Raw genomic sequence first — 20,410 nt, 5'->3', positions numbered from 1 at the left:
TAACGCCACGACGACAGCCTCTGCTGTCATACCCTGGTAGGCATGCCGAGATGGGAGTCAGACGCACAGGGCCGGCTCAAGCGCGCCGCACTGGAGCTTTTCGAAGCACAGGGGTTCGAGCGCACCTCGGTCGCACAGATCGCGCGCACCGCCGGTCTGACCGAGCGCTCGTTCTACCGCTACTTCCCCGACAAGCGGGAGGTCCTCTTCGCCGGTGACGAGCTCCAGGCCCACCTCGTCGCCCAGGTCGAGGCGGCCGACCCGGGCCTCACGCCGATCGATGCGCTGCTGACCGCGCTGGGGACCGCCGACGAGATCTTCCGCCCGCGCGAGTTCCTGCTGCGCCGCGTCAGGGTGATCGCCGCCAGCCCGGCACTGGCCGAGCGCGATCTGACCAAGCTCGCCGACATCGCCGACGCGCTGACACGGGCGCTTGAGCACCGCGGCGTCGAACCCGGCAAAGCACGCTTCATCATCGACGTGGCGATAGCGGTCTCCCGGCGCGCCACGTCCCGCTGGCTGGCAGACCCGGACGCGACCCTCTCCGAGCTCGTCGCCCAGACCGCCGCCGAACTGCGTGAGGCGGTCGCACCGCCGGCCCCGCCGGTCGGCTGAGTCTGCCGCGAGGAGGGGCGGCGCCCACCAAGGCGGGCAGCGGCGCACAGCGCCCGCACGCGCACCGGGGGGACCCGGGACGGGGTGCGAACACGCATCGGACAGGGGCAGGCACGCTGCACCGCGCGGGTGATTCTTGTACGTGGGGGACGCGGGACGGGGCGGCGCGGGCACCGTCCCGGGCAATGGTGGCCCGGGAGCGCCGACACGGGCGCGCCGAGCCACCAGGAGCACCCGCCGTTGTCACCCGCAGCGACCGTACGCGCGTACGTACCCGCTTCCCGACGCACGCCCCGCCCGACGGGCCCCTTCCGCCGGCGCCGGGCCCCGCGGCACCGGGCCCGGGTGCTGCGTTCGCTGCGCTCCGCCGCCCCCGCGCTCCTCGCGTACCTCGTCGTGCGGCTGGTGGGCCTCGCGGTGCTCGCCCGGCTGGCGCACGCCAAGGGGCACGGGGTGTGGCCCACGCTGGCGACGTCCTGGGACTCGAACTGGTACCTCGGGATCGCCGACCACGGCTACACCGACGAGCTCGGCACCCGCGTCAACGCGAACAACCTCGCCTTCTTCCCCCTCTACCCGCTGCTCGTGAAGGCGTTCGCGGCCGTCACCCCGGGCTCCCGCGCCTCCGTGGCACTGGTGCTCTCCGTGGTGTGCTCGTTCGCCGCGGCGTGGGGCGTGCACGCGGTCGGGGAGCGTCTGCACGGCCGGCGCGTGGGCACGTTGCTGGCGGTGCTGTGGGGCGCGTTCCCCGTCGCGGTCGTGCAGTGGATGGGGTACACGGAGTCGCTGTTCACCGCGCTCGCCGCGTGGTCGCTGTACGCGGTCCTCACCGGCCGCTGGCTCGCGGCGGGCGCGCTGGCGTGCCTGGCGGGGCTGGCCCGGCCGACGGGCGTGGCGCTCGCCGTCGCGGTGACGCTGGCCGCGCTGTTGTCGTGCCGGCGCCGCCACGGCGGCCCCCGTGCGCCCGCCCTCGTGGGCGCGGCCCTCGCGCCGCTGGGGTGGTTGGGGTTCGTGGGGTGGGTGGGTGCCCGCGTCGGCCGGGTCGACGGGTACTTCGCCGTACAGCGGTTGTGGAAGAACGAGTGGGACGGCGGCCGGGCGACCGTGCTGGAGCTGCGGCAGCAGCTCTTCTACGAGCCGCGCCCGCAGCTCTTCGTGCTCGCGGTCTCCGCGTGCCTGGTGCTGGCCGTGGTGATGTACGTGCTGTGCCTGGCGGACCGGCAGCCGCTGCCGCTGCTGGTCTTCACCGGCGTGCTGCTGCTGGTGGTGCTGGGCAGCGCGGGCGTGTACTTCCCGCGCGCCCGGTTCCTGCTGCCCGGCTTCCCGCTGCTGCTCCCGCTGGCGCTGGCGCTGGCCCGGGCCCGCCGCCGGCTGACGGTGGCGGTGGTGCTGGCGGGGGCCACGCTGCTGTCGGCCTGGCTGGGTGCCCACATGCTCCTGGTCTGGCCGGGCCCCCCGTGAGACGTACCGCGGTCAGCTCGCCACGGAGAGGATCACCAGGACCAGCGCGCCCGCCAGCGTGGGCGCGAGGACCTCGTACGACCAGCGGACCGAGATCTCGCCCTGTCCGCCCTGCTCGGGGCCGTGCCGCTCGAACAGCTCGCGCAGCTCGTTGATCGCCTCGTCCGCCTGCGCCCGCTGCACCGGCCGCAGCTCCGTCTCGCGGCCCTGGCTCTGGTCGCGTTCGCGCTTCGCCTGCTGGCGGGTGGCGCGCTTGCGCTGGCGCAGGGAGACCGGGATCGCCCACATCGGGAACTTGGCGCCGTCCTTGGAGACGACCTCGGTGGAGTACGCGGCCCGGATCTGGCCGACCGCGCCCCAGGGCAGGACGATCGTCCGGAACGGGTTCCTGATCCGGACCCGGTCCTCGTTGGCGAACACCGCGGGCCGCAGGGTGAACGCGATGACCAGCGGCGCGGCGAACAGGACGCCCGCGATGGCGTACAGGGGGGTGAGCCCGTCGCCGCGGAAGACCGCGTCCCCGCCGAGCCAGGCCATCAGCGCCAGCAGCAGCCCACCGCCGACCATTCCCGAGGTCGACCGGTACGCGCGGTCGGCGTAGGTGGGCTCTGCGGGCGACTTCGGCTTGCTCATGCGTCCGATTCTGCCGTACGTCCGGAAACGGGCGCGCTCGCGGGCGGCATCGCGGGCCGGTGGCGGCCCGCCGCAGCCGCGGCCACCCGCCCCAGCGCCTCCTCCTTGCCGCAGGGGTGCGCGCCGAGCAGGGCCTGCCGGTGGACGATGCCGCGCTCGGCGCGCATCAGCCGCCAGCCCCGGCGCAGCAGGAAGGGCACGGACTTGCGGCCCTCGCGCAGATCGCGCAGCAGCCGGCGGCGGAAGGTGGTGGCGGGGCGTCCGCGCAGGCAGATCGCGTCGGCGAGGACACCGAGCTGTTGGCAGCGGGCGACGATGTCGGCGGCGAAGATCCCCTCGGCGACGAAGAGGGGCGTGCGGTCGATCGCGAGCGCGTCCCGGCCGACCCGGGCGCTGGTGGCGATGTCGTACACCGGGACGTGCGTGCGTCCGGTGCGGCACAGTTCCTCGATCGCCGTCACGGCCGCGTCCGCGTCCCACGACTTCGGGGAGTCCCAGTCGATGTCGGCGCTGTCCGGGACGAGCGGCAGGGTCGGGTCGTCGGCCTCCTTGTAGAAGTCGTCGAGGCGCAGCACCGGCAGTCCCGTGCGCGCGGCCAGCGACGACTTCCCGGAGCCGGAGGGGCCGGCGAGCAGCAGCACGCGCGTGGCCGGGGAGGGTTGGGCGGGGATCGCAGTCACGGAACACCAGTGTGAGGCATTGCCCCGTGGAGGGGACCCACCGGGGATGAGGTGGATCCGACATCCTCGCCTCAAATACCCTATGTGTCCGATCCATTACCCTCAGGCACAGATTGGTAGGCAGTCAGCCATGACCTCGCAGACCCCCTCCACCTCCCGACGGTTCGCCCTGGGCGCCGGGCTGACCGTCGCCGCGGTGGCCGCCGCCCTCGGCGCGGGCCAGACGGCGGCGCAGGCGGCCCCCGTCGCCGCGCCCGTGGGCGAACTCGGCGGCCTCGACGTGCTGGGCAGCGCCCTGTCGGGGCCGGGCGCCGGCGTGACGAACGCGCTGACGAACTCGGTGAGCGGCCTCGGTTACCTCAAGGAGCACCAGATCAACCCGCTGGCGCAGACGGGCGTCGACCCGCTGGCGAACGGGGTCGGCACCCAGGTCGCGGACTTCAAGCCGGTGGGTACGGACCTGGTGACGGGCCCGCTGTCCAACGGCGCGGGGCTGAAGGACCTGCCGGTCGTCGGAGGCCTGGTGCAGACCCTGCCGCTGTAGGGCCGCCGCGGTCGGGACGGGTGAGTGCCCTCCGGTCGTTCGTCGGAGGGTCCTCACCCGTTTCGTTGCGTCAGTACGACGAACCCGCGGCGCCCAGCGCGCCCGTGGGGTGCCACACCGTCTTCGTCTCCAGGAAGGCGGTCAGCCGGCGGGTGCCGGGGTCCGCGGCGAAGTCCACCGGCTCCGGCCGCAGCACTCGCTTCATGTTGTCCGCCGCCGCGATCTCCAACTCCTTCGCCAGCGCCGCGTCCGCGCCGGCCAGGTCGATCGCGTTCACGTCCTGGTGGGCGGCGAGCGGCGCCGCGAGTTCCGCCGTACGGCCGGAGAGCACGTTCACCACCCCGCCCGGGACGTCGGAGGTGGCCAGCACCTCGCCGAGCGAGAGCGCCGGCAGCGGGGCGCGCTCGCTGGCGACCACCACGGCGGTGTTGCCGGTGGCGATCACCGGGGCGAGCACCGACACCAGGCCCAGGAACGACGACTCCTGGGGGGCGAGGACCGCGACGACCCCCGTGGGCTCGGGCGTGGAGAGGTTGAAGTACGGGCCGGCGACCGGGTTCGCCCCGCCGACCACCTGTGCGATCTTGTCGGTCCAGCCGGCGTACCAGACCCAGCGGTCGACGCTCGCGTCCACGACGGCCGCCGCCTTCGACTTCGAAAGGCCCTCCGCCGCCGCGACCTCGCGGGCGAACTGCTCGCGTCGGCCCTCCAGCATCTCGGCGACGCGGTACAGGACCTGTCCGCGGTTGTACGCGGTCGCGCCGGACCAGCCGCCGAACGCCTTGCGGGCCGCGACGACGGCGTCCCGGGCGTCCTTGCGGGAGGAGAGCGGTGCGTTCGCCAGCCACGTGCCGGACTTGGAGTCGGTCACCTCGTACACCCGGCCGCTCTCGGAGCGGGGGAACTTGCCCCCGACGTACAGCTTGTAGGTCTTGAACACGCTCAGTCGGGACTCAGACATCGAGGTAAGCCTCCAGGCCGTGGCGACCGCCCTCGCGGCCGAAGCCCGACTCCTTGTAGCCGCCGAAGGGCGAGGTCGGGTCGAACTTGTTGAAGGTGTTGGCCCAGACGACGCCGGCGCGGAGCTTGTTCGCGACCGCGAGGATGCGGGAGCCCTTCTCCGTCCAGATGCCGGCGGACAGCCCGTACTGGCTGTTGTTGGCCTTGGCGACGGCCTCGTCCGGGGTGCGGAAGGTGAGCACCGACAGCACGGGGCCGAAGATCTCGTCCCGGGCGACGGTGTGCGCCTGGGTGACGCCGGTGAAGAGTGTGGGGGCGAACCAGTAACCGTTGGACGGCAGTTCGCACGGGGCGCTCCAGCGCTCCGCGCCCTCCGCCTCGCCGGTCTCGGCGAGCGCGGTGATGCGGGCCAGCTGCTCGGCCGAGTTGATCGCGCCGATGTCGGTGTTCTTGTCGAGCGGGTCGCCCAGGCGCAGGGTGGCGAGCCGGCGCTTGAGCGAGTCCAGCAGTTCGTCCTGGATCGACTCCTGGACCAACAGGCGCGAGCCGGCGCAGCAGACCTGGCCCTGGTTGAAGAAGATGCCGTTGACGATGCCCTCGACGGCCTGGTCGATCGGGGCGTCGTCGAAGACGATGTTCGCGCCCTTGCCGCCCAGCTCCAGCGTGAGCTTCTTGGAGCCGCCGGCGACCTGGCGGGCGATGGCCTTGCCGACGGCGGTGGAGCCGGTGAAGGCGACCTTGGCGACGTCCGGGTGGGCGACCAGCGCGGCACCGGTGCGGCCGTCGCCGGTGACGATGTTGACGACGCCCTTCGGCAGCCCGGCCTGGCGGCAGATGTCGGCGAAGAACAGCGCGGACAGCGGGGTCGTCTCGGCCGGCTTGAGCACGACGGTGTTGCCGGTGGCCAGCGCGGGCGCGATCTTCCACGCCAGCATCAGCAGCGGGAAGTTCCACGGGATGACCTGCCCGGCCACGCCGAGCGGCTTCGGGTCGGGGCCGAAGCCCGCGTGGTCCAGCTTGTCGGCCCAGCCGGCGTAGTAGAAGAAGTGCGCGGCGACCAGCGGCAGGTCCACGTCCCGGGTCTCCCGGATCGGCTTGCCGTTGTCCAGGGTCTCCAGGACGGCCAGCTCGCGGCTGCGCTCCTGGATGATCCGGGCGATGCGGAAGAGGTACTTGCCGCGCTCCGCACCGGGCAGCGCCGACCACTTCTCGAACGCCTTGCCGGCGGCGCGCACCGCGCGGTCCACGTCCGCCTCGGTCGCCTGCACGTACTCCGCGAGGACCTCCTCCGTCGCGGGCGCGAGGGTCTTGTGGCGCTCCTCGCCCGAGCCGTCGGTGAACTCCCCGTCGATGAAGAGGCCGTACGCGGGCGCGATGTCGACGACCGCGCGCGACTCGGGCGCGGGGGCGTACGCGAAGGGGGTAGGGGGATGGGTCATCGGGCTCAGTCCACCGTTACGTAGTCGGGGCCGGAGTAGCGGCCGGTCGCCAGCTTCTGGCGCTGCATCAGCAGGTCGTTGAGCAGGCTGGAGGCGCCGAAGCGGAACCAGTGCGGGTCCAGCCAGTCCGTGCCGGCGGTCTCGTTCACCAGCACGAGGAACTTCACCGCGTCCTTGCTGGTGCGGATGCCGCCCGCGGGCTTCACCCCCACCTGCACGCCGGTCTGCGCCCGGAAGTCGCGGACGGCCTCCAGCATCAGCAGGGTGTTCGCCGGGGTGGCGTTGACCGCGACCTTGCCGGTCGAGGTCTTGATGAAGTCCGCGCCGGCGAGCATGCCGAGCCAGGAGGCGCGGCGGATGTTGTCGTACGTGGACAGCTCGCCGGTCTCGAAGATGACCTTCAGCCGGGCCGGGCCCGCGGCCTCCCTGACGGCGACGATCTCCTCGAACACCTTCAGGTAGCGGCCCGCGAGGAAGGCGCCGCGGTCGATGACCATGTCGATCTCGTCGGCCCCGGCGGCGACCGCGTCCCGGGTGTCCGCGAGCTTCACGCCGAGGGCGGCGCGGCCCGCGGGGAAGGCGGTGGCGACGGACGCCACCTTGACGTCGGCGCCGCCCAGCGCCTCCTTCGCGGTGGCCACCATGTCCGGATAGACGCAGACGGCGGCGGTCGACGGCGCGGTCCGGTCGGCGGGGTCGGGCCGCACGGCCTTGGCGGCGAGGGACCGGACCTTGCCGGCGGTGTCCGCGCCTTCCAGGGTGGTGAGGTCGATCATCGAGACGGCCAGGTCGATGGCGTACGCCTTGGCGGACGTCTTGATCGACCTGGTCCCGAGGGAGGCGGCACGCGCTTCGAGTCCGACGGGGTCGACGCCGGGCAGCCCGTGGAGGAACCGGCGAAGGGCCTGGTCGGACGCGGTCACGTCGGCGAGGGCGGAGGTGATGCGGGGCATGGTCACCACGAGAGCATATCTACGCGCGTAGCAGCCTGTACAGGGGAGTCACCGGAGAGCGGGGAGCGGGCCGGAGACCGGAGGGAGGGGGCTGAGCCGCGAAGACGAGAAGGAGGGCAGAAGGGAGAGAAAAGCATGAAGGGGGCCGAAGGGAAAAAGGGAGCGGGGCCAGACAAGACCCCCCGGCCCGTCCAGCCCCGCTCGAAGGGTCCCCCACGAACCCTGTTCCCCCGTGTGGTGGCCACGAGATCCCCCCGACCCCGTGTCCCCCGACCGAACGCCGCTTCCCCCGAAGCAAGGCGCCCGGATTCCCCCGTGTCCCCGTGGTTCCCCCCTCGTGCTCCCCGCACTTTCCCCCGCGGGGTTCCCCCGTCGCCTTCAGGCCACCAGCTCGCCGAAGGACTCCTCCATGTCACGGCCGAAGCTCAGGGCCTCGTCCTCCCGCATCCGGCGCAGCGAGCGCCAGATGCTGGACTTCACCGTGCCGACGCTGATGTCCAGGATCTCCGCGATCTCCGGGTCGGTGCGGCCCTCGTAGTAGCGCAGGACCAGCATCGTGCGCTGGAGTTCGGGCAGCCGGGCGAGCGCCTGCCACAGCACGGCCCGCAGTTCGGTCCCCCGCATCGCGTCGGTGTCGCTCGCCGTCTCCGGCAGCTCCTCCGTCGGGTACTCGTTGAGCTTGCGCCGGCGCCAGGCGCTGATGTGCAGATTGGTCATGGTGCGACGGAGGTAGCCCCCCACGGCCGCCTTGTCGCTGATCCGCTCCCAGGCCCGGTAGGTGGAGAAGAGCGCGCTCTGCAGCAGGTCCTCCGCCTCGAACCGGTCACCCGTGAGGTGGTAGGCCGTCGCGTACAGCGAGGAGCGGCGCTCCTGGACGTACGCGGTGAACTCCGCCTCCGTGAGCGACTGCGCACTCGCCGTCGTCCCCTTGGTCGCGGTCGGCTCCACCGACTCGTTCGCGGCGGCGGCGCCGGTCACGTCGACGACCGTCATGTACGACGCCGTCTTGTGCGGGCGGGCGGTGCTGCGGGCGCAGCCCCGTCCGGTCGCGACGCCGGCGCGGTCGGCGGCCCGGGTCATGTCGTGGAGGCGCGTGACAACAGCGGTTGAGGTGGTGCTGTGCAGCGTGTTCATCTCGCGCCCCCCGTCGAGTGGTGTCTGGGTTTCCCCGCCTTTCGCATCCTGCCGTCGGCGATGACCACAAGCTTGCCGAGGCGATTTCATCGAGGTGTCCGCCGACTGTCACAGACCTGTCACAGGGCCCCCGCGGGAAGCGACCGGTGCACCGGTCGAACTCCGGGACGCCCATGGGTCAGAATGACCCCCGTGCCTTTCCTGTTGCTGATCGAGGACGACGACGCCATCCGCACGGCCCTCGAACTCTCCCTGACGCGCCAGGGCCACCGTGTGGCCACCGCGGCGACGGGCGAGGACGGCCTGAAACTGCTCCGCGAGCAGCGGCCCGATCTGATCGTGCTGGATGTCATGCTGCCCGGGATCGACGGCTTCGAGGTGTGCCGTCGCATCCGCCGTACCGACCAGTTGCCGATCATCTTGTTGACCGCGCGCAGCGACGACATCGACGTCGTCGTGGGGTTGGAGTCCGGTGCCGACGACTACGTGGTCAAGCCCGTCCAGGGCCGCGTCCTGGACGCCCGCATCCGTGCGGTGCTGCGCCGCGGCGAACGCGAGGCCACGGACTCGGCGACCTTCGGATCGCTGGTCATCGACCGCTCGGCGATGACGGTCACCAAGAACGGCGACGACCTCCAGCTCACGCCGACCGAGCTGAGACTCCTGCTGGAACTGAGCCGCAGACCGGGACAGGCCCTGTCCCGGCAGCAGTTGCTGCGGCTGGTGTGGGAACACGACTACCTCGGGGACTCCCGGCTGGTGGACGCCTGCGTGCAGCGGCTGCGGGCGAAGGTGGAGGACGTGCCCTCGTCCCCGACCTTGATCCGCACGGTCCGGGGCGTGGGTTACCGACTGGACGTCCCTCAGTGATCCGACCGCCCCTGCGACCGTTCTTCCCGCCGGGCCGCTTCCGTACGGGTGCCGCTCGGTGAGCCGTACCGCACGACGCTTCATACGCACCGGGCTGCGCTGGACGAGTCTGCGACTGCGGCTCGTGGTCGTCTTCGCCGTGGTCGCGCTGACCGCCGCCGTGTCGGCGTCCGGCATCGCGTACTGGCTCAACCGCGAAGCGGTGCTGACCCGTACGCAGGACTCGGCGATCGACGACTTCCGCGGGCAGATGCAAGGCCAGGCGGCGACGCTGCCGCTGAACGCGACCCAGGAGGAACTCCAGGCCGCGGCCGAGCAGATGAGCCACGGCAAGGCGGGGTACAACGTGCTCCTGATCGGGGAGCGCGCCAAGGGCAAGCCGGTGGCCGGGGCGTCCGACCCGGACGAGTTCACCTACGACGACGTGCCGCAGCGGCTGCGCGACCAGGTGGGCAAGCGACAGGAGACGGGCGCGGGCAACTCCGCCCCGTACCACCTGTACTGGCAGCGCGTCGAGCGCGACGGCAAGCCGTACCTCGTCGGCGGCACCAAGATCGTCAACGGCGGTCCCACGGGCTTCCTGTTCAAGTCGCTGGACCAGGAGAGCAAGGACCTCAACACCCTGGCCTGGTCGCTCGGGATCGCGACCGCGCTGGCGCTGGCCGGCTCGGCGCTGCTCGCGCAGGCCGCGGCGACGACGGTCCTCAAGCCGGTGCGCCGGCTCGGCGACGCGGCCCGCAGGCTCGGCGAGGGCCAGCTCGACACCCGGCTGCGGGTCTCGGGCACGGACGAACTCGCGGAGCTGGCGCGCACCTTCAACAAGACCGCGGAGTCCCTGGAGAAGCAGGTCGCGGACATGAGCGCGCGGGAGGAGTCCAGCAGGCGCTTCGTCGCGGACATGTCCCACGAGCTGCGCACGCCGCTGACCGCACTGACCGCGGTCACGGAGGTGCTGGAGGACGAGGTCGACAACCTCGACCCGATGATCGCGCCCGCGGTGAACCTGGTGGTGAGCGAGACCCGGCGGCTGGGCGACCTGGTGGAGAACCTGATGGAGGTGACCCGCTTCGACGCGGGCACCGCCAAGGTCGTCCTGGACACGGTGGACGTCGCCGACCAGGTCACGGCCTGCATCGACGCCCGGGCGTGGCTGGACGCGGTGGAGCTGGACGCGGAGCGCGGCATCATGGCGCGGCTGGATCCGCGGCGCCTCGACGTCATCCTGGCGAACCTGATCGGGAACGCGCTCAAGCACGGCGGCTCCCCGGTGCGGGTGTCGGTGCGCGCGGTGGACCCGGCGACGGGCGCGACCTCGCGCGAGAACACCGGCGGTGAGCTGGTGATCGAGGTGCGGGACCACGGCCCCGGCATCCCCGAGGACGTGCTGCCGCACGTCTTCGACCGCTTCTACAAGGCGAGCGCGTCCCGGCCGCGGTCCGAGGGCAGCGGGCTCGGGCTCTCCATCGCGGTGGAGAACGCGCACATCCACGGCGGCACCATCACGGCCGCGAACTCGCCGGACGGCGACGGCGCGGTGTTCGTGCTGCGGCTCCCGCGGCCCGATGCTCCGAACCCCGACGCCGACGGCCAGGACCCGGAGCCCGGAGAGGAAGGTGTGCGGTGACGCAAGCAGTCGGCGACGGGGCCGGCCGGGGCCGGCGGACGTACGCCTGGTGCGCCCTGCTGGTGGGCGCGCTGGTGCTCACGGGCTGCGGCATCCGCCCCACCCAGGTGCCGGTCGACGGCGGTCCCGCGCCGTCGCGGGTGCCGTGCGAGGTGAGCGGGGGCGCCGTGGACCAGGTGCATCCGCAGGTGGTCCCGGTACGGATCTACCTGGTGTGCGGCTCGCAACTGGTCGCCGTCGACCGCACGGCGCAGGCCCCGACGACGAGCTCCGGCGCCCCGGCCCGCGGCGCGCTCCAGGTGGCGCGGGCGGTGCTGGCGGAGTTGCAGCGGGAACCGTCGGACGCGGAGCAGGAGGCGGGCTTCTCGACGCACGTCCCGAAGCCGATGACGATCACCACGGCCCGCGCCGGCGACCCCTCGGCGACCCTCCGCCTGAGCCGCCAGCCGGAGGACCTGGAGCCCCAGTCCCTGTCGCAGCTCGTCTGCACGCTGGCGGAGAACCGGGTGGGCGTGCTGGACGGCGCGGTCCTCCTGGGCGGCCCCGGTTCGTACGCCCCCCGCACGTACGACTGCCCTCCCGAGTCCAAATCCCGCCCCAGGTCCCCTCTCCCCACGCGCACGCCCTCACCGTCCTGAGCCCCTGGGACTGCCCCACACACACCCAGGGGCACGTCCCGCCGGGCCACGGGGAAGGGCGGGCACGGCCACCCCGGGCAGGGGCGCACGCGCCGCTGCCCGAAGGGGCGTGAGAAGCAGCGCGTGCAACCGGGAACCGGAACACGCCGGGGCGGCGTCTTGTGAGTCGTGCAGCGTCAAGGTAAGGGCGGCAACACCGCCATCCGCTTCCGTGCAGCAGGCGGCCTCCTCCTCTTCGCGCACCTGCTGCTCGTCGGATGGCTCACGCTGCGCCCCCTCGACGTCCCCTGGGTCGCCGCGGCCAATCTGGAGCCCTTCGCCGGGATCGAGGCGAGCCTCGCGCTCGGCCCGATGGAGGCCGCCCAGCGCATCGGCGGCGCGCTCGCGCTGCTCGCCCCGCTCGGCGTCCTGCTGCCGATGGCCGGCGGCAGCCTCACCGCTTCGACGCTGGGGTCGCTCGTGCGCACCGTCGCCGCGGGCGCGCTGATCTCGCTCGGCATCGAGCTGTTGCAGACCGGCATCGCCGGCCGCGTGATGGACGTGGATTCGCTTCTGCTGAACAGCGCCGGCGTCGCGCTGGCGCACCTGCTGGTCGTCCCGGTGACCCGCGCCCGGCTGCGCCGTCGGCTGCTCGCACCCGGCGCCCCGCCGGGTCGTGAGGAGGTCGTGGCCCGTCCCGTTCCTGCGGATGACGTGGCTCAGGGCTCGACCCCGACGATTCCCAGGGTCGGGATCGCCCCGTAGAGCGACGCTTTGCCCGCTTCGGGCGGCGACGATGGAGTCATCGGAACACCGGTACTCGAAGCGGTACCGGCTCTCACCGAATCGTCTCGTCGACTCGCTAAGGAGCCCACCATGGCCGCACTTGTCCGCCCGCGTCAGGGACGCATGATCGGTGGGGTGTGCTCGGCGCTGGCGCGGCGCTTCGGCACCTCCGCGACCACGATGCGCGTCGTCTTCGTCGCCTCGTGTCTGCTGCCCGGACCCCAGTTCCTGGTCTATCTCGCGCTCTGGATCTTCCTGCCGGCGGAGAAGACCGCGTCGACCGCCTGGTGACGCCAAGCGTCCTGGACGGACGAACGGGGCGGGCACGCGCACTGTGGCGCGCACCCGCCCCGTCGGCCTGCCGTTCACGGGGAAGGGACGGCGGGAGAGGGTTCTTCCGGGATCACCCGGATCACCGGGCGACCGGGGTCACCAGGTCTCCGGGATCAGGCGAGACCGCCGCCCGTGAGGCCACCCACCGGCAGCCCGCCGAGCAGGCCGGAGACCGGGTCGCCGCCGCCGATGCCCTTGCCGCCGAGCACGCGCTCGCCCGCGCCCTGGAGGGTGCCGGGAAGGGTGCTCGCGCTCTCGGTGAGGGCGTTCTGCGCACCGCTCAGCGAGTCGGGCGCGCCAGTGGGCAGCTGGGTGAGGGTGTCCTGCACCGGCACCACGCTGGTGACGGTGTCAAGCGAAGGCGCCGCGGGGAGCGCGGCGGGAGCTGCAGCGGCGGTGCCCGCGGCGGCAGCCGCGAAGGCTGCGCCGAGCGCGGTGACACCGAGGGTCTTGACTGCGGACTGCTTCATCAGGGTCGTCCTCGTAACGGGAACAGGAGCGGCTCCGCAAGCTAGCCACCGGTCCGAGGGCGTGGCAAACACCCCGGGGCGGCGGTTTGTTGACGTTCCCCGCCGCCCCCGGATTCGTACGATCAGCGTTCCGCCGATGCAGAGTCGCTGGTCACAGCGGTCTGCCTGAACAGCCATTCGGACTTCAGCTCGGCGTAGCCGGGCTTGATGACGTCATTGATCATGGCGAGGCGTTCGTCGAAAGGGATGAACGCCGACTTCATCGCGTTGACGGAAAACCACTGCATGTCGTCGAGGGTGTAGCCGAAGGTCTCCGTCAGCACCTCGAACTCCCGGCTCATGCTGGTGCCGGACATCAGCCGGTTGTCGGTGTTCACGGTGGCCCGGAAGTGCAGCCGGCGCAGCAGCCCGATGGGGTGCTCGGCGTACGAGTCGGCGGCGCCGGTCTGGAGGTTGGACGTCGGGCACAGCTCCAGCGGGATGCGCTTGTCCCGTACGTACGAGGCGAGTCGGCCGAGCCGGACGCCGCCGGCCTCGTCGACCTCGATGTCGTCGATGATCCGCACGCCGTGCCCGAGGCGGTCCGCGCCGCACCACTGGAGCGCCTGCCAGATGGACGGCAGCCCGAAGCCCTCCCCCGCGTGGATGGTGAAGTGGTTGTTCTCCCGCTTCAGGTACTCGAAGGCGTCGAGGTGGCGGGTGGGCGGGTAGCCGGCCTCGGCGCCGGCGATGTCGAAGCCGACGACGCCCAGGTCGCGGTAGCGGTTGGCCAGTTCGGCGATCTCCAGGGCGCGGGCGGCGTGCCGCATGGCGGTGAGCAGGGCGCCGACGCGGATGCGGTGGCCGGCGGCGCGGGCGATGCGCTCGCCCTCGCGGAAGCCCTCGTTCACCGCCTCCACGACCTCTTCGAGGGTCAGCCCGCCCTCCAGGTGCTGCTCCGGGGCGTACCGCACCTCCGCGTAGACGACGCCGTCCTCGGCGAGGTCGGCCGCGCACTCGGCGGCCACCCGGACCAGGGCGTCGCGGGTCTGCATGACGGCGCAGGTGTGCGCGAACGTCTCCAGATAGCGCTCCAGCGAGCCGGAGTCGGCGGCCTCCCGGAACCAGGCGCCCAACTTGTCGGGCTCGTTCTCGGGCAGCGCGTCGTACCCCGTCTCGCGGGCGATGTCGATGATCGTGCCGGGACGCAGCCCGCCGTCGAGGTGGTCGTGGAGGAGCACCTTCGGCGCGCGACGGATCTGGTCCGTGGTGGGCGTGATGAGGGTCTGGCTCGTCATTTGCGCACTCTAGTCCCTACGCGCGTAGAGCGCTCCGTGGAGATATGTAACAGTGATCGTGCGGACGGGTGGCGTACCCCCGGGGTTCTGAGAGTGTGCTGTCGTGACAGGGCGTACGAGCGGTCGCACGACGACCACGGCGAAGCGAGGGGCCCGGCTGGGCAGGGCGTACGGCGGACGGGGCGGAGCGCCCGCGGGCGCCGTGGTGGGCGGAGCGGGCGTCGGCGGCGTCGTTCTCGTGCTGCCGGACGGCGAGCCCCAGTCGACGCGCGGCCCCTCGCGCCGGGCGCACCTGGCGGCGCTGCCGCTCGGGCGGGCGCTGGCCCGCGGCGGGCGCTCGGACGGGCTGGTGGTGTTCCCGGTGCACTACCGCAGCCGCGGCTGGAACGGCGCGGACGCGGGGCCGGCGGCGGACGCGGACTGGGCGCTGGCGGAGGTCACCCGCCGTTACGGCGACATACCCGTGTGCCTGGCGGGCCACGGCCTCGGCGCCCGCGCTGCGCTGCGGTCGGCGGGGCATCCGGCGGTGACGTCCGTCCTGGCGATGGCCCCCTGGCTGCCGCGGCAGGACGCGGAGGACGTGCCGGAGCCGGTGAAGCAGTTGGTGGGCCGGCAGGTCCTGATCGTGCACGGCACGAACGACGCACGGGCGGATCCCGACCTGTCGTACCGGCTGGCGGAGCGGGCGAAGAAGGCGAACCGGGACACGTGCCGGTTCGAGGTCCACACGGACGGGAACGCGCTGCGCCAGCACCACGCGGAGGTGCTGGCGCTGGCGGTCGACTTCGTACGGGGTTCCCTGTTCCCGCACCCCTACGCCCGCCCGATCGCGGACGCACTCGCGGCCCCGCCCCCACTGGGCCTCCGCATGCCCTTGGCGGCAGGCTTCGGCAAGTCCCTCCGGCACTGATCTTTTTGCGGCTCGGTTCGCCTCCGGGGTGCTTTGGGGGTCCCCCCACGCCCGCAGGGCGGGGCTTTTAGGGACGCGGGGAACTGCGCGACGAGCCACCCACCGGGGCGCGGAGGCCGACGCACCCGAAAACCAACGGCGCGCCCCACCGCCCTCTTACTTCGGCAGGAGATGGCCGCGGCGGCTCAGCAGGAACCTCTTGAACGCCGCCACCGGCGGGGTGTCGGGGTGGCCGTCCAACCACGCCAGGCCGATCTCGCGGACCGCCCGCGGGGAGGTGACCGTCAGTTCCACCACCCCCGGGCGGGGAACCGCGGGCGGCGGCAGGAGCGCCACGCCGAGGCCCGCCGCGACCAGGCCGCGCAGGGTCTCCGCCTCCTCGCCCTCGAAGGCGATCTTGGGGCTGAAGCCCGCCTGTGCGCACAGCGCGTCGGTGATGCGGCGCAGGCCGTACCCGGGTTCCAGGGTGACGAAGACGTCGTCCGCCGCCTCCGCCAGGCGGATCCGGCGGCGCCCGGCCAGCCGGTGGTCGTCGGGGACGACCAGCCGCAGCCGCTGCTCGTCGAGGCGGCGGGCGACCAGGTCGGGCGCGTCCGGCACCGGTGAGGTCAGGCAGAGGTCGAGTTCGCCGGTGCGCAGTCCGCCGAGCATCGCCTCGCCGTAGTTCTGTACGAGGGTGAACCGCACCTTGGGGTGGTCCACCCGAAACGCCCGCAGCAGCGCCGGCACCGTTTCCGAGCCCATGGTGTGCAGAAAGCCGAACGCGACCTTCCCGGCACGCGGGTCGGCATCCGCCCGCACCTCGTCCGCGGCGCGTTCGACCTCGCCGAGGGCGCGTTCCACGGAGGCGAGGAAGGTCCGGCCCGCGGGCGTCAGGGAGACCGTGCGGCCCTTGCGGGCGAACAGGGTGACGCCGAGGTCCTGTTCGAGGCGTACGACGGCGCGCGAGAGGGTGGACTGGGGCACGCCCATCTCCAGCGCGGCGCGCGTCACGTGCTCGTGCCGGGCCACCCCGGCGAAGTACGCCAGGCGTGGCGCAAGCACCATGGACATGTCTTCTGTGTCACTAGCGTGTGACAGCCACTTCTCTGAACTGCGGTCATGCACCATGGGAACGATTATCGCCGTTCCATGCATTGGACGCATGAGTTGAGGCGGCCGTACGTTCATGGCATGCCTGCTGCCAGTACCGAGGCGTCCACTCCGGTGGGCGCCGTCGCCGCGAAGTCCCTGCCTCCCCTGCCCCCGACTCCTCGATCCGAACCGCTCGCACCGGGACTGCCCGGCTACCGCCGGATGAGCCTCGCGCTCTTCGCCGCGGGCGTCGCCGCCTTCGCGCTCCTCTACTCCACGCAGGCACTGCTGCCCGCCGTCTCCGCCGACTTCGGCGTGACGGCCTCGGCGGCGAGCTGGACCCTCACCGCGGCGACCGGCGCACTGGCCCTCTTCGTGCTGCCGCTCAGCGCGCTCTCCGAGCGCTTCGGCCGCCGCACCCTGATGACCGTCTCCCTGACCGTCGCCGTCGCCGTCGGACTGCTGGTGCCGTTCGCGCCGAGCCTGGAGGCGCTGGTGGTGCTGCGCGCCGTGCAGGGCGCGGCGCTGGCGGGGGTGCCCGCTTCCGCCATGGCGTACCTCGCGGAAGAGGTCCGTCCGCGGGCGCTGATCGCCGCGATCGGGCTCTTCGTCGCGGGCAACAGCATCGGCGGGATGAGCGGCCGGATCGTCACCGGCTGGGCCTCCCAGCTGGGCGGCTGGCGCGCCGGACTGGCCGCCGTGGGCCTGCTGGCGCTGGTGGGCGCGCTGGTCTTCCGCCTCCTGCTGCCGAAGCCGCGCGGCTTCACCCCCGCGCCGCTGAGCCCGAAGGCGCTGGGGTCGACCGTACGCGAGCACCTCGCGAACCCGCTGCTGCTGCGGCTGTACGTGATCGGCGCGCTCTTCATGACCGTCTTCGGCGCGGTGTACACGATGATCGGCTACCGGCTCACGGAGGCGCCCTTCGACCTCCCCGAGGGCGTCGTCGGCTCGATCTTCCTGGTCTATCTCGTCGGTACGGTCTCCTCCGCGGCCTCCGGCCGGCTGGTGGGCCGCATGGGCCGGCGCGGCGCGCTGTACGCCGCCGTGGTCACCACCGCGGCCGGCCTGCTGCTCTCCCTCTCCGACTCGCTGACCGCGGTGCTGCTCGGACTGGTGCTGATCACGGCCGGCTTCTTCGCCGGGCACGCGGTCGCCTCCTCCTCGGTGAGCCGTACGGCGACGACGGGTCGGGCGCAGGCGTCGGCGCTGTACCAGTCCGCGTACTACGTCGGCAGCAGCGTCGGTGGCGCGCTCGGCGCGCTCGCCTTCCACTCCGGCGGCTGGGCGGGCACCGTGGCGCTGGGCCTGCTGGCGGTCGTCGGGGTCGTGTCGATCACGGGGTACGGGAGTTGGTCGGCGGCGCGGGCGGCTGCGCGGGGCGCAGTCGGCTGACCCCGCGGCGCGGACCGTACGGCCGGCGCCCTTTGTCGCAAAACCGAGACGTCTTTTGTACAACTGCTGCTCCCGCCCCTTCGTCCAACCCATCAGAGCCGGTGCAACGGCCGGCTCCCATGGGGAAGATCGCTGGAAATCCCAGAAGTTCCTGTCGATCGAAGAGGAAAAGGGGGGCACCACATGAAGAACGTACGCAGACGCGCGGGGGTCGTTCTCGGCGTCGCGGGCATGGTCGTTCCGTTGGCCGTGGTCTTCGGCTCGGGCACCGCCCAGGCGGCGTCGGCCTGTACGGCGTCCGCGGGGCCGCACCAGAAGCAGGTGGAGCGGTTCCTGGGGCGGCCGGTCGACGGCAGGCAGTCGACGGCGGACTGCCGGGCGATCCGCTCCTTCCAGGCGCAGCACGGGATCACCCCGGCCGCCGGGTACGCGGGCCCGCTGACCTGGCGGACGATGGACACCATCCTCCAGCAGCGCGCGGCCGGCTCCAACCCGAACAAGGCGGGGAAGTGCCCGACGAACAAGGGCCGGATCGCCTGTGTGGACCTGACCCGCCAGTTGACCTGGATCCAGGACGGGTCGAAGCTGAAGTACGGGCCGGTTCCGGTGCGCACCGGACGGGACGGCGCGGAGACGCGGACCGGCCTGAAGAAGGTGTACTGGAAGAACCTCAACCACGTGTCGTCGCTGTACGGCGTGAAGATGCCGTACGCGCAGTTCTTCGACCGCGGGCAGGCGTTCCACTCGACGACCAAGTCGATGTACAACCCGCCGGGTTCCGCGGGCTGCGTCAACATGCGTCCCGCTGACGCCAAGGCGTACTGGAACCTGCTGAAGAACGGCGACGAGGTGTACGTATACGGTCGGAAGCCGGGAACCTGAGCCGCGTTGTCAGTGCCCTCCTGTAGGTTCCCGACCCAAGGACTGGTTCCGATGGGTTACAGGGGTGGACCCCAATGAGCGAGCTGAGCGATCTGGCGACCGCGAGGGAATCGCAGGCGGCACAGGCAACACCGGCGACACAGGAAGACCTGGAGCGTTACCGGCGCGAGCTGACCGGTTACTGCTACCGGATGTTGGGCTCCTCCTTCGAGGCGGAGGACGCCGTCCAGGACACGATGGTGCGTGCCTGGCGGAGCATGGAGAAGTTCGAAGGGCGTTCGTCGCTGCGGTCCTGGTTGTACCGCATCGCGACGAACGTCTGCCTCGACATGTTGAACGCGGGCAAGCGCCGGGCCCGCCCGATGGACCTCACCGGTCCGACGCCGGTCGCGCAGGCGCAGCTCAGCAGCCGCCCGGAGGCCACCTGGCTGGAGCCGGTGCCCGACGGGCGGGTGCTGCCGTCGGTGGCGGACCCCGCGGAGACGGCCGTCGAGCGGGAGACGATCCGGCTCGCGTTCGTCGCGGCGCTCCAGCACCTGCCGCCGAAGCAGCGCGCGGTGCTGATCCTGCGCGAGGTGCTGGCCTGGAAGGCCAGTGAGGTCGCCGAGCTGCTGGGCACCTCCGTCGCTTCGGTGAACAGCGCCCTGCAGCGCGCCCGGGCGACGCTCGCCGAGTCCCCGCCGGCGCCGAGCGACCAGGCCGACCCCCTCGACGAGGAGCAGCGCGAGCTGCTGGAGCGGTACGTGGCCGCCTTCGAGGGGTACGACATGGAGGCGCTCACCGCCGTCCTGCACGACGACGCCACGCTCTCCATGCCGCCGTACGACCTGTGGCTCCAGGGCCACGAGAACATCGTCGGGTGGATGCTGGGCGTCGGCTCGGTCTGCCGCGGGTCCCGGCTGGTGCCGACCGTGGCCAACGGAATGCCGGCCTTCGCGCACTACCACCAGGCGGAGGACGGCAACGGCCACACGCCGTGGGCGCTCATGGTCATGGACATCCGGGACGGCAAGATCGCGGGGATCAACTCCTTCCTGGACACCGCGCGTTGGTTCCCGATGTTCGACCTCCCGGACCGGCTGGCGCCGGAGGACTCCTAACCGGGCGGCTTGATGGTCTCGGTGAGGCAGCCGAGGCCCACGAGGTGCAGTAGGTCCCGCAGTTCGGGTGGCACGTCGTGCAGACGCAGCCGGGCGCCGTGGCGGCGAGCGGTGAGGTGGAGGCGGGCGACCGCCTCCACCGCGGCGAGGTCGGCCGGGAGCGCCCCCACGTCGCACACCGCGTCGACCGGCTCCCCGCCGTCACGACACCGGTCGTCGATCCGGGCGCCCAGTTCCGTGCAGAGCAGGAGCACGTCGCTGCCGGTCACCCGCCTGGTGATCCGTATGACGACGTGCTCCGGCCCGTCCGGCGGACCGGGCACGCCGTCGCGCTCCTCCGGCTCCGACGCTGTCGGCGTACTACGGCACATGGCTCACGGTCCCCGTTCCGTCGCTCTGCGAACATCTCCTGCGGGGTGGACCGGGGCGGACGCGGTTTCTCATCGGCGGGGGGCCGCGCCAGCGCCGCCCGCGCCCCTACTGGCACACCCGCCGTCCCCCTGCGGGAGCCATGACCACTGCGGCCCGGGGTGGGTTGCTCGCGCAGTTCCGCCCCCTACGCCCAGCTTGATCCTTAACGTCTGGCCTGGTCGCGTGGTCACTCTTTGGAGTGATCGCAGGGTATGAGGGCGGCCTTCCCCGTGATCCTGAACTCT

Annotated in this window: 22 protein-coding genes; 12 read left to right on the top strand and 10 right to left on the bottom strand. The window is 72.3% G+C overall.

The features are described 5' to 3' along the window. Positions 1–42 precede the first annotated feature (42 nt). Complete coding sequence (locus AB0E05_RS09635) at positions 43–615, top strand: TetR family transcriptional regulator (protein ID WP_361961125.1); 573 nt, start codon at positions 43–45, stop codon at positions 613–615. Positions 616–855: 240 nt separating this feature from the next. Further along, positions 856–2,076 carry a glycosyltransferase family 39 protein gene (locus tag AB0E05_RS09630; protein WP_361961123.1) on the top strand — a complete coding sequence of 407 codons (1,221 nt, stop codon included), beginning with the start codon at positions 856–858 and terminating at the stop codon, positions 2,074–2,076. A gap of 12 nt (positions 2,077–2,088) precedes the next feature. Here AB0E05_RS09630 and AB0E05_RS09625 read toward each other — a convergent pair whose 3' ends face one another. Then, positions 2,089–2,709, bottom strand: a complete 621-nt coding sequence (locus AB0E05_RS09625; RefSeq protein ID WP_361961121.1) for a PH domain-containing protein — start codon at positions 2,707–2,709, stop codon at positions 2,089–2,091. After that, positions 2,706–3,380, bottom strand: a complete 675-nt coding sequence (locus AB0E05_RS09620) for an ATP-binding protein (RefSeq protein ID WP_361961518.1) — start codon at positions 3,378–3,380, stop codon at positions 2,706–2,708. The genes AB0E05_RS09625 and AB0E05_RS09620 overlap by 4 nt, the downstream gene beginning before the upstream one ends. A gap of 139 nt (positions 3,381–3,519) precedes the next feature. Here AB0E05_RS09620 and AB0E05_RS09615 point away from each other — a divergent pair, with 139 nt between their 5' ends. Continuing rightward, positions 3,520–3,933, top strand: a complete 414-nt coding sequence (locus AB0E05_RS09615; RefSeq protein ID WP_361961119.1) for a hypothetical protein — start codon at positions 3,520–3,522, stop codon at positions 3,931–3,933. A gap of 70 nt (positions 3,934–4,003) precedes the next feature. On the opposite strand, the gene AB0E05_RS09610 is transcribed toward AB0E05_RS09615, so the two are convergent. The 4 genes from AB0E05_RS09610 to AB0E05_RS09595 form a co-directional block, all read right to left on the bottom strand. Then, positions 4,004–4,894: an aldehyde dehydrogenase family protein gene (locus tag AB0E05_RS09610; RefSeq protein ID WP_361961117.1), complete on the bottom strand. Its 891-nt coding sequence runs from the start codon at positions 4,892–4,894 to the stop codon at positions 4,004–4,006. Next, positions 4,887–6,332: an aldehyde dehydrogenase family protein gene (locus AB0E05_RS09605; RefSeq protein ID WP_361961115.1), complete on the bottom strand. Its 1,446-nt coding sequence runs from the start codon at positions 6,330–6,332 to the stop codon at positions 4,887–4,889. Before AB0E05_RS09605 ends, AB0E05_RS09610 begins: the two co-directional genes overlap by 8 nt. Positions 6,333–6,337: 5 nt before the next feature. Further along, complete coding sequence (gene deoC / locus AB0E05_RS09600; RefSeq protein ID WP_361961516.1) at positions 6,338–7,285, bottom strand: deoxyribose-phosphate aldolase; 948 nt, start codon at positions 7,283–7,285, stop codon at positions 6,338–6,340. Positions 7,286–7,663: 378 nt separating this feature from the next. Continuing rightward, on the bottom strand, positions 7,664–8,419 hold the full coding sequence (locus AB0E05_RS09595; RefSeq protein WP_361961113.1) for a SigE family RNA polymerase sigma factor: 756 nt from the start codon (positions 8,417–8,419) through the stop codon (positions 7,664–7,666). Positions 8,420–8,611: 192 nt separating this feature from the next. On the opposite strand from AB0E05_RS09595, the gene afsQ1 reads away from it, so the two are divergent. The 5 genes from afsQ1 (at position 8,612) to AB0E05_RS09570 (ending at position 12,607) form a co-directional block, all read left to right on the top strand. Beyond that, on the top strand, positions 8,612–9,289 hold the full coding sequence (afsQ1, locus tag AB0E05_RS09590; RefSeq protein WP_361961111.1) for a two-component system response regulator AfsQ1: 678 nt from the start codon (positions 8,612–8,614) through the stop codon (positions 9,287–9,289). A gap of 58 nt (positions 9,290–9,347) precedes the next feature. Further along, the gene (locus AB0E05_RS09585) at positions 9,348–10,913 is read left to right on the top strand and encodes a HAMP domain-containing sensor histidine kinase (RefSeq protein WP_361961109.1); all 1,566 of its coding nucleotides are present in this window, start codon (positions 9,348–9,350) and stop codon (positions 10,911–10,913) included. Continuing rightward, the gene (locus AB0E05_RS09580) at positions 10,910–11,551 is read left to right on the top strand and encodes a hypothetical protein (RefSeq protein WP_361961107.1); all 642 of its coding nucleotides are present in this window, start codon (positions 10,910–10,912) and stop codon (positions 11,549–11,551) included. The genes AB0E05_RS09585 and AB0E05_RS09580 overlap by 4 nt, the downstream gene beginning before the upstream one ends. Positions 11,552–11,719: 168 nt before the next feature. Continuing rightward, complete coding sequence (locus AB0E05_RS09575) at positions 11,720–12,295, top strand: VanZ family protein (RefSeq protein WP_361961105.1); 576 nt, start codon at positions 11,720–11,722, stop codon at positions 12,293–12,295. Between the two features lie 111 nt (positions 12,296–12,406). Further along, positions 12,407–12,607, top strand: coding sequence for a PspC domain-containing protein (locus tag AB0E05_RS09570; protein ID WP_361961103.1), 201 nt, complete (start codon positions 12,407–12,409; stop codon positions 12,605–12,607). Between the two features lie 155 nt (positions 12,608–12,762). Here the strand turns inward: AB0E05_RS09570 and AB0E05_RS09565 are convergent, their stop codons facing one another. Together AB0E05_RS09565 and AB0E05_RS09560 are read right to left on the bottom strand one after the other, a co-directional pair. Continuing rightward, positions 12,763–13,119 (bottom strand): ATP-binding protein, encoded by a 357-nt coding sequence (locus AB0E05_RS09565; protein WP_361961101.1) that lies wholly within the window; start codon positions 13,117–13,119, stop codon positions 12,763–12,765. Between the two features lie 122 nt (positions 13,120–13,241). Continuing rightward, the gene (locus tag AB0E05_RS09560; protein ID WP_361961099.1) at positions 13,242–14,396 is read right to left on the bottom strand and encodes an adenosine deaminase; all 1,155 of its coding nucleotides are present in this window, start codon (positions 14,394–14,396) and stop codon (positions 13,242–13,244) included. 202 nt (positions 14,397–14,598) lie between these two features. On the opposite strand from AB0E05_RS09560, the gene AB0E05_RS09555 reads away from it, so the two are divergent. Then, positions 14,599–15,306: an alpha/beta hydrolase gene (locus AB0E05_RS09555; RefSeq protein WP_361961514.1), complete on the top strand. Its 708-nt coding sequence runs from the start codon at positions 14,599–14,601 to the stop codon at positions 15,304–15,306. Between the two features lie 156 nt (positions 15,307–15,462). Here AB0E05_RS09555 and AB0E05_RS09550 read toward each other — a convergent pair whose 3' ends face one another. After that, the gene (locus AB0E05_RS09550) at positions 15,463–16,416 is read right to left on the bottom strand and encodes a LysR family transcriptional regulator (RefSeq protein ID WP_361961096.1); all 954 of its coding nucleotides are present in this window, start codon (positions 16,414–16,416) and stop codon (positions 15,463–15,465) included. 63 nt (positions 16,417–16,479) lie between these two features. On the opposite strand from AB0E05_RS09550, the gene AB0E05_RS09545 reads away from it, so the two are divergent. The 3 genes from AB0E05_RS09545 to AB0E05_RS09535 all read left to right on the top strand — a co-directional run bounded on the left by AB0E05_RS09545 (position 16,480) and on the right by AB0E05_RS09535 (position 19,754). Continuing rightward, positions 16,480–17,772, top strand: coding sequence for an MFS transporter (locus AB0E05_RS09545; RefSeq protein WP_361961094.1), 1,293 nt, complete (start codon positions 16,480–16,482; stop codon positions 17,770–17,772). Positions 17,773–17,955: 183 nt separating this feature from the next. Further along, positions 17,956–18,654 carry a L,D-transpeptidase family protein gene (locus AB0E05_RS09540; protein WP_361961092.1) on the top strand — a complete coding sequence of 233 codons (699 nt, stop codon included), beginning with the start codon at positions 17,956–17,958 and terminating at the stop codon, positions 18,652–18,654. A 74-nt stretch (positions 18,655–18,728) separates the two neighbouring features. Continuing rightward, positions 18,729–19,754 (top strand): sigma-70 family RNA polymerase sigma factor, encoded by a 1,026-nt coding sequence (locus AB0E05_RS09535; RefSeq protein WP_361961090.1) that lies wholly within the window; start codon positions 18,729–18,731, stop codon positions 19,752–19,754. Here the strand turns inward: AB0E05_RS09535 and AB0E05_RS09530 are convergent. Then, a complete protein-coding gene (locus AB0E05_RS09530; protein WP_361961088.1) occupies positions 19,751–20,077 on the bottom strand; it encodes an STAS domain-containing protein in 327 nt (108 codons plus the stop codon). The two genes, AB0E05_RS09535 and AB0E05_RS09530, sit on opposite strands and share 4 nt — an antisense overlap. Positions 20,078–20,410: the final 333 nt, after the last annotated feature.

The organism is Streptomyces sp. NPDC048057 (assembly GCF_040653095.1).
GTDB lineage: Bacteria > Actinomycetota > Actinomycetes > Streptomycetales > Streptomycetaceae > Streptomyces.
The sequence above is the reverse complement of the archived record's forward strand: the minus strand, read 5'-3'. Positions and strand labels throughout refer to the sequence as shown.

Coding starts and splice junctions, on each gene's coding strand:
- AB0E05_RS09635 (WP_361961125.1), top strand. CDS start 43: ATGCCGAGATGGGAGTCAGACGCACAGGGCCGGCTCAAGCGCGCCGCA.
- AB0E05_RS09625 (WP_361961121.1), bottom strand. CDS start 2,709: ATGAGCAAGCCGAAGTCGCCCGCAGAGCCCACCTACGCCGACCGCGCG.
- AB0E05_RS09615 (WP_361961119.1), top strand. CDS start 3,520: ATGACCTCGCAGACCCCCTCCACCTCCCGACGGTTCGCCCTGGGCGCC.
- AB0E05_RS09610 (WP_361961117.1), bottom strand. CDS start 4,894: ATGTCTGAGTCCCGACTGAGCGTGTTCAAGACCTACAAGCTGTACGTC.
- AB0E05_RS09605 (WP_361961115.1), bottom strand. CDS start 6,332: ATGACCCATCCCCCTACCCCCTTCGCGTACGCCCCCGCGCCCGAGTCG.
- deoC (WP_361961516.1), bottom strand. CDS start 7,285: ATGCCCCGCATCACCTCCGCCCTCGCCGACGTGACCGCGTCCGACCAG.
- AB0E05_RS09595 (WP_361961113.1), bottom strand. CDS start 8,419: ATGAACACGCTGCACAGCACCACCTCAACCGCTGTTGTCACGCGCCTC.
- AB0E05_RS09570 (WP_361961103.1), top strand. CDS start 12,407: ATGGCCGCACTTGTCCGCCCGCGTCAGGGACGCATGATCGGTGGGGTG.
- AB0E05_RS09565 (WP_361961101.1), bottom strand. CDS start 13,119: ATGAAGCAGTCCGCAGTCAAGACCCTCGGTGTCACCGCGCTCGGCGCA.
- AB0E05_RS09560 (WP_361961099.1), bottom strand. CDS start 14,396: ATGACGAGCCAGACCCTCATCACGCCCACCACGGACCAGATCCGTCGC.
- AB0E05_RS09550 (WP_361961096.1), bottom strand. CDS start 16,416: ATGGTGCATGACCGCAGTTCAGAGAAGTGGCTGTCACACGCTAGTGAC.
- AB0E05_RS09545 (WP_361961094.1), top strand. CDS start 16,480: ATGCCTGCTGCCAGTACCGAGGCGTCCACTCCGGTGGGCGCCGTCGCC.
- AB0E05_RS09540 (WP_361961092.1), top strand. CDS start 17,956: ATGAAGAACGTACGCAGACGCGCGGGGGTCGTTCTCGGCGTCGCGGGC.
- AB0E05_RS09535 (WP_361961090.1), top strand. CDS start 18,729: ATGAGCGAGCTGAGCGATCTGGCGACCGCGAGGGAATCGCAGGCGGCA.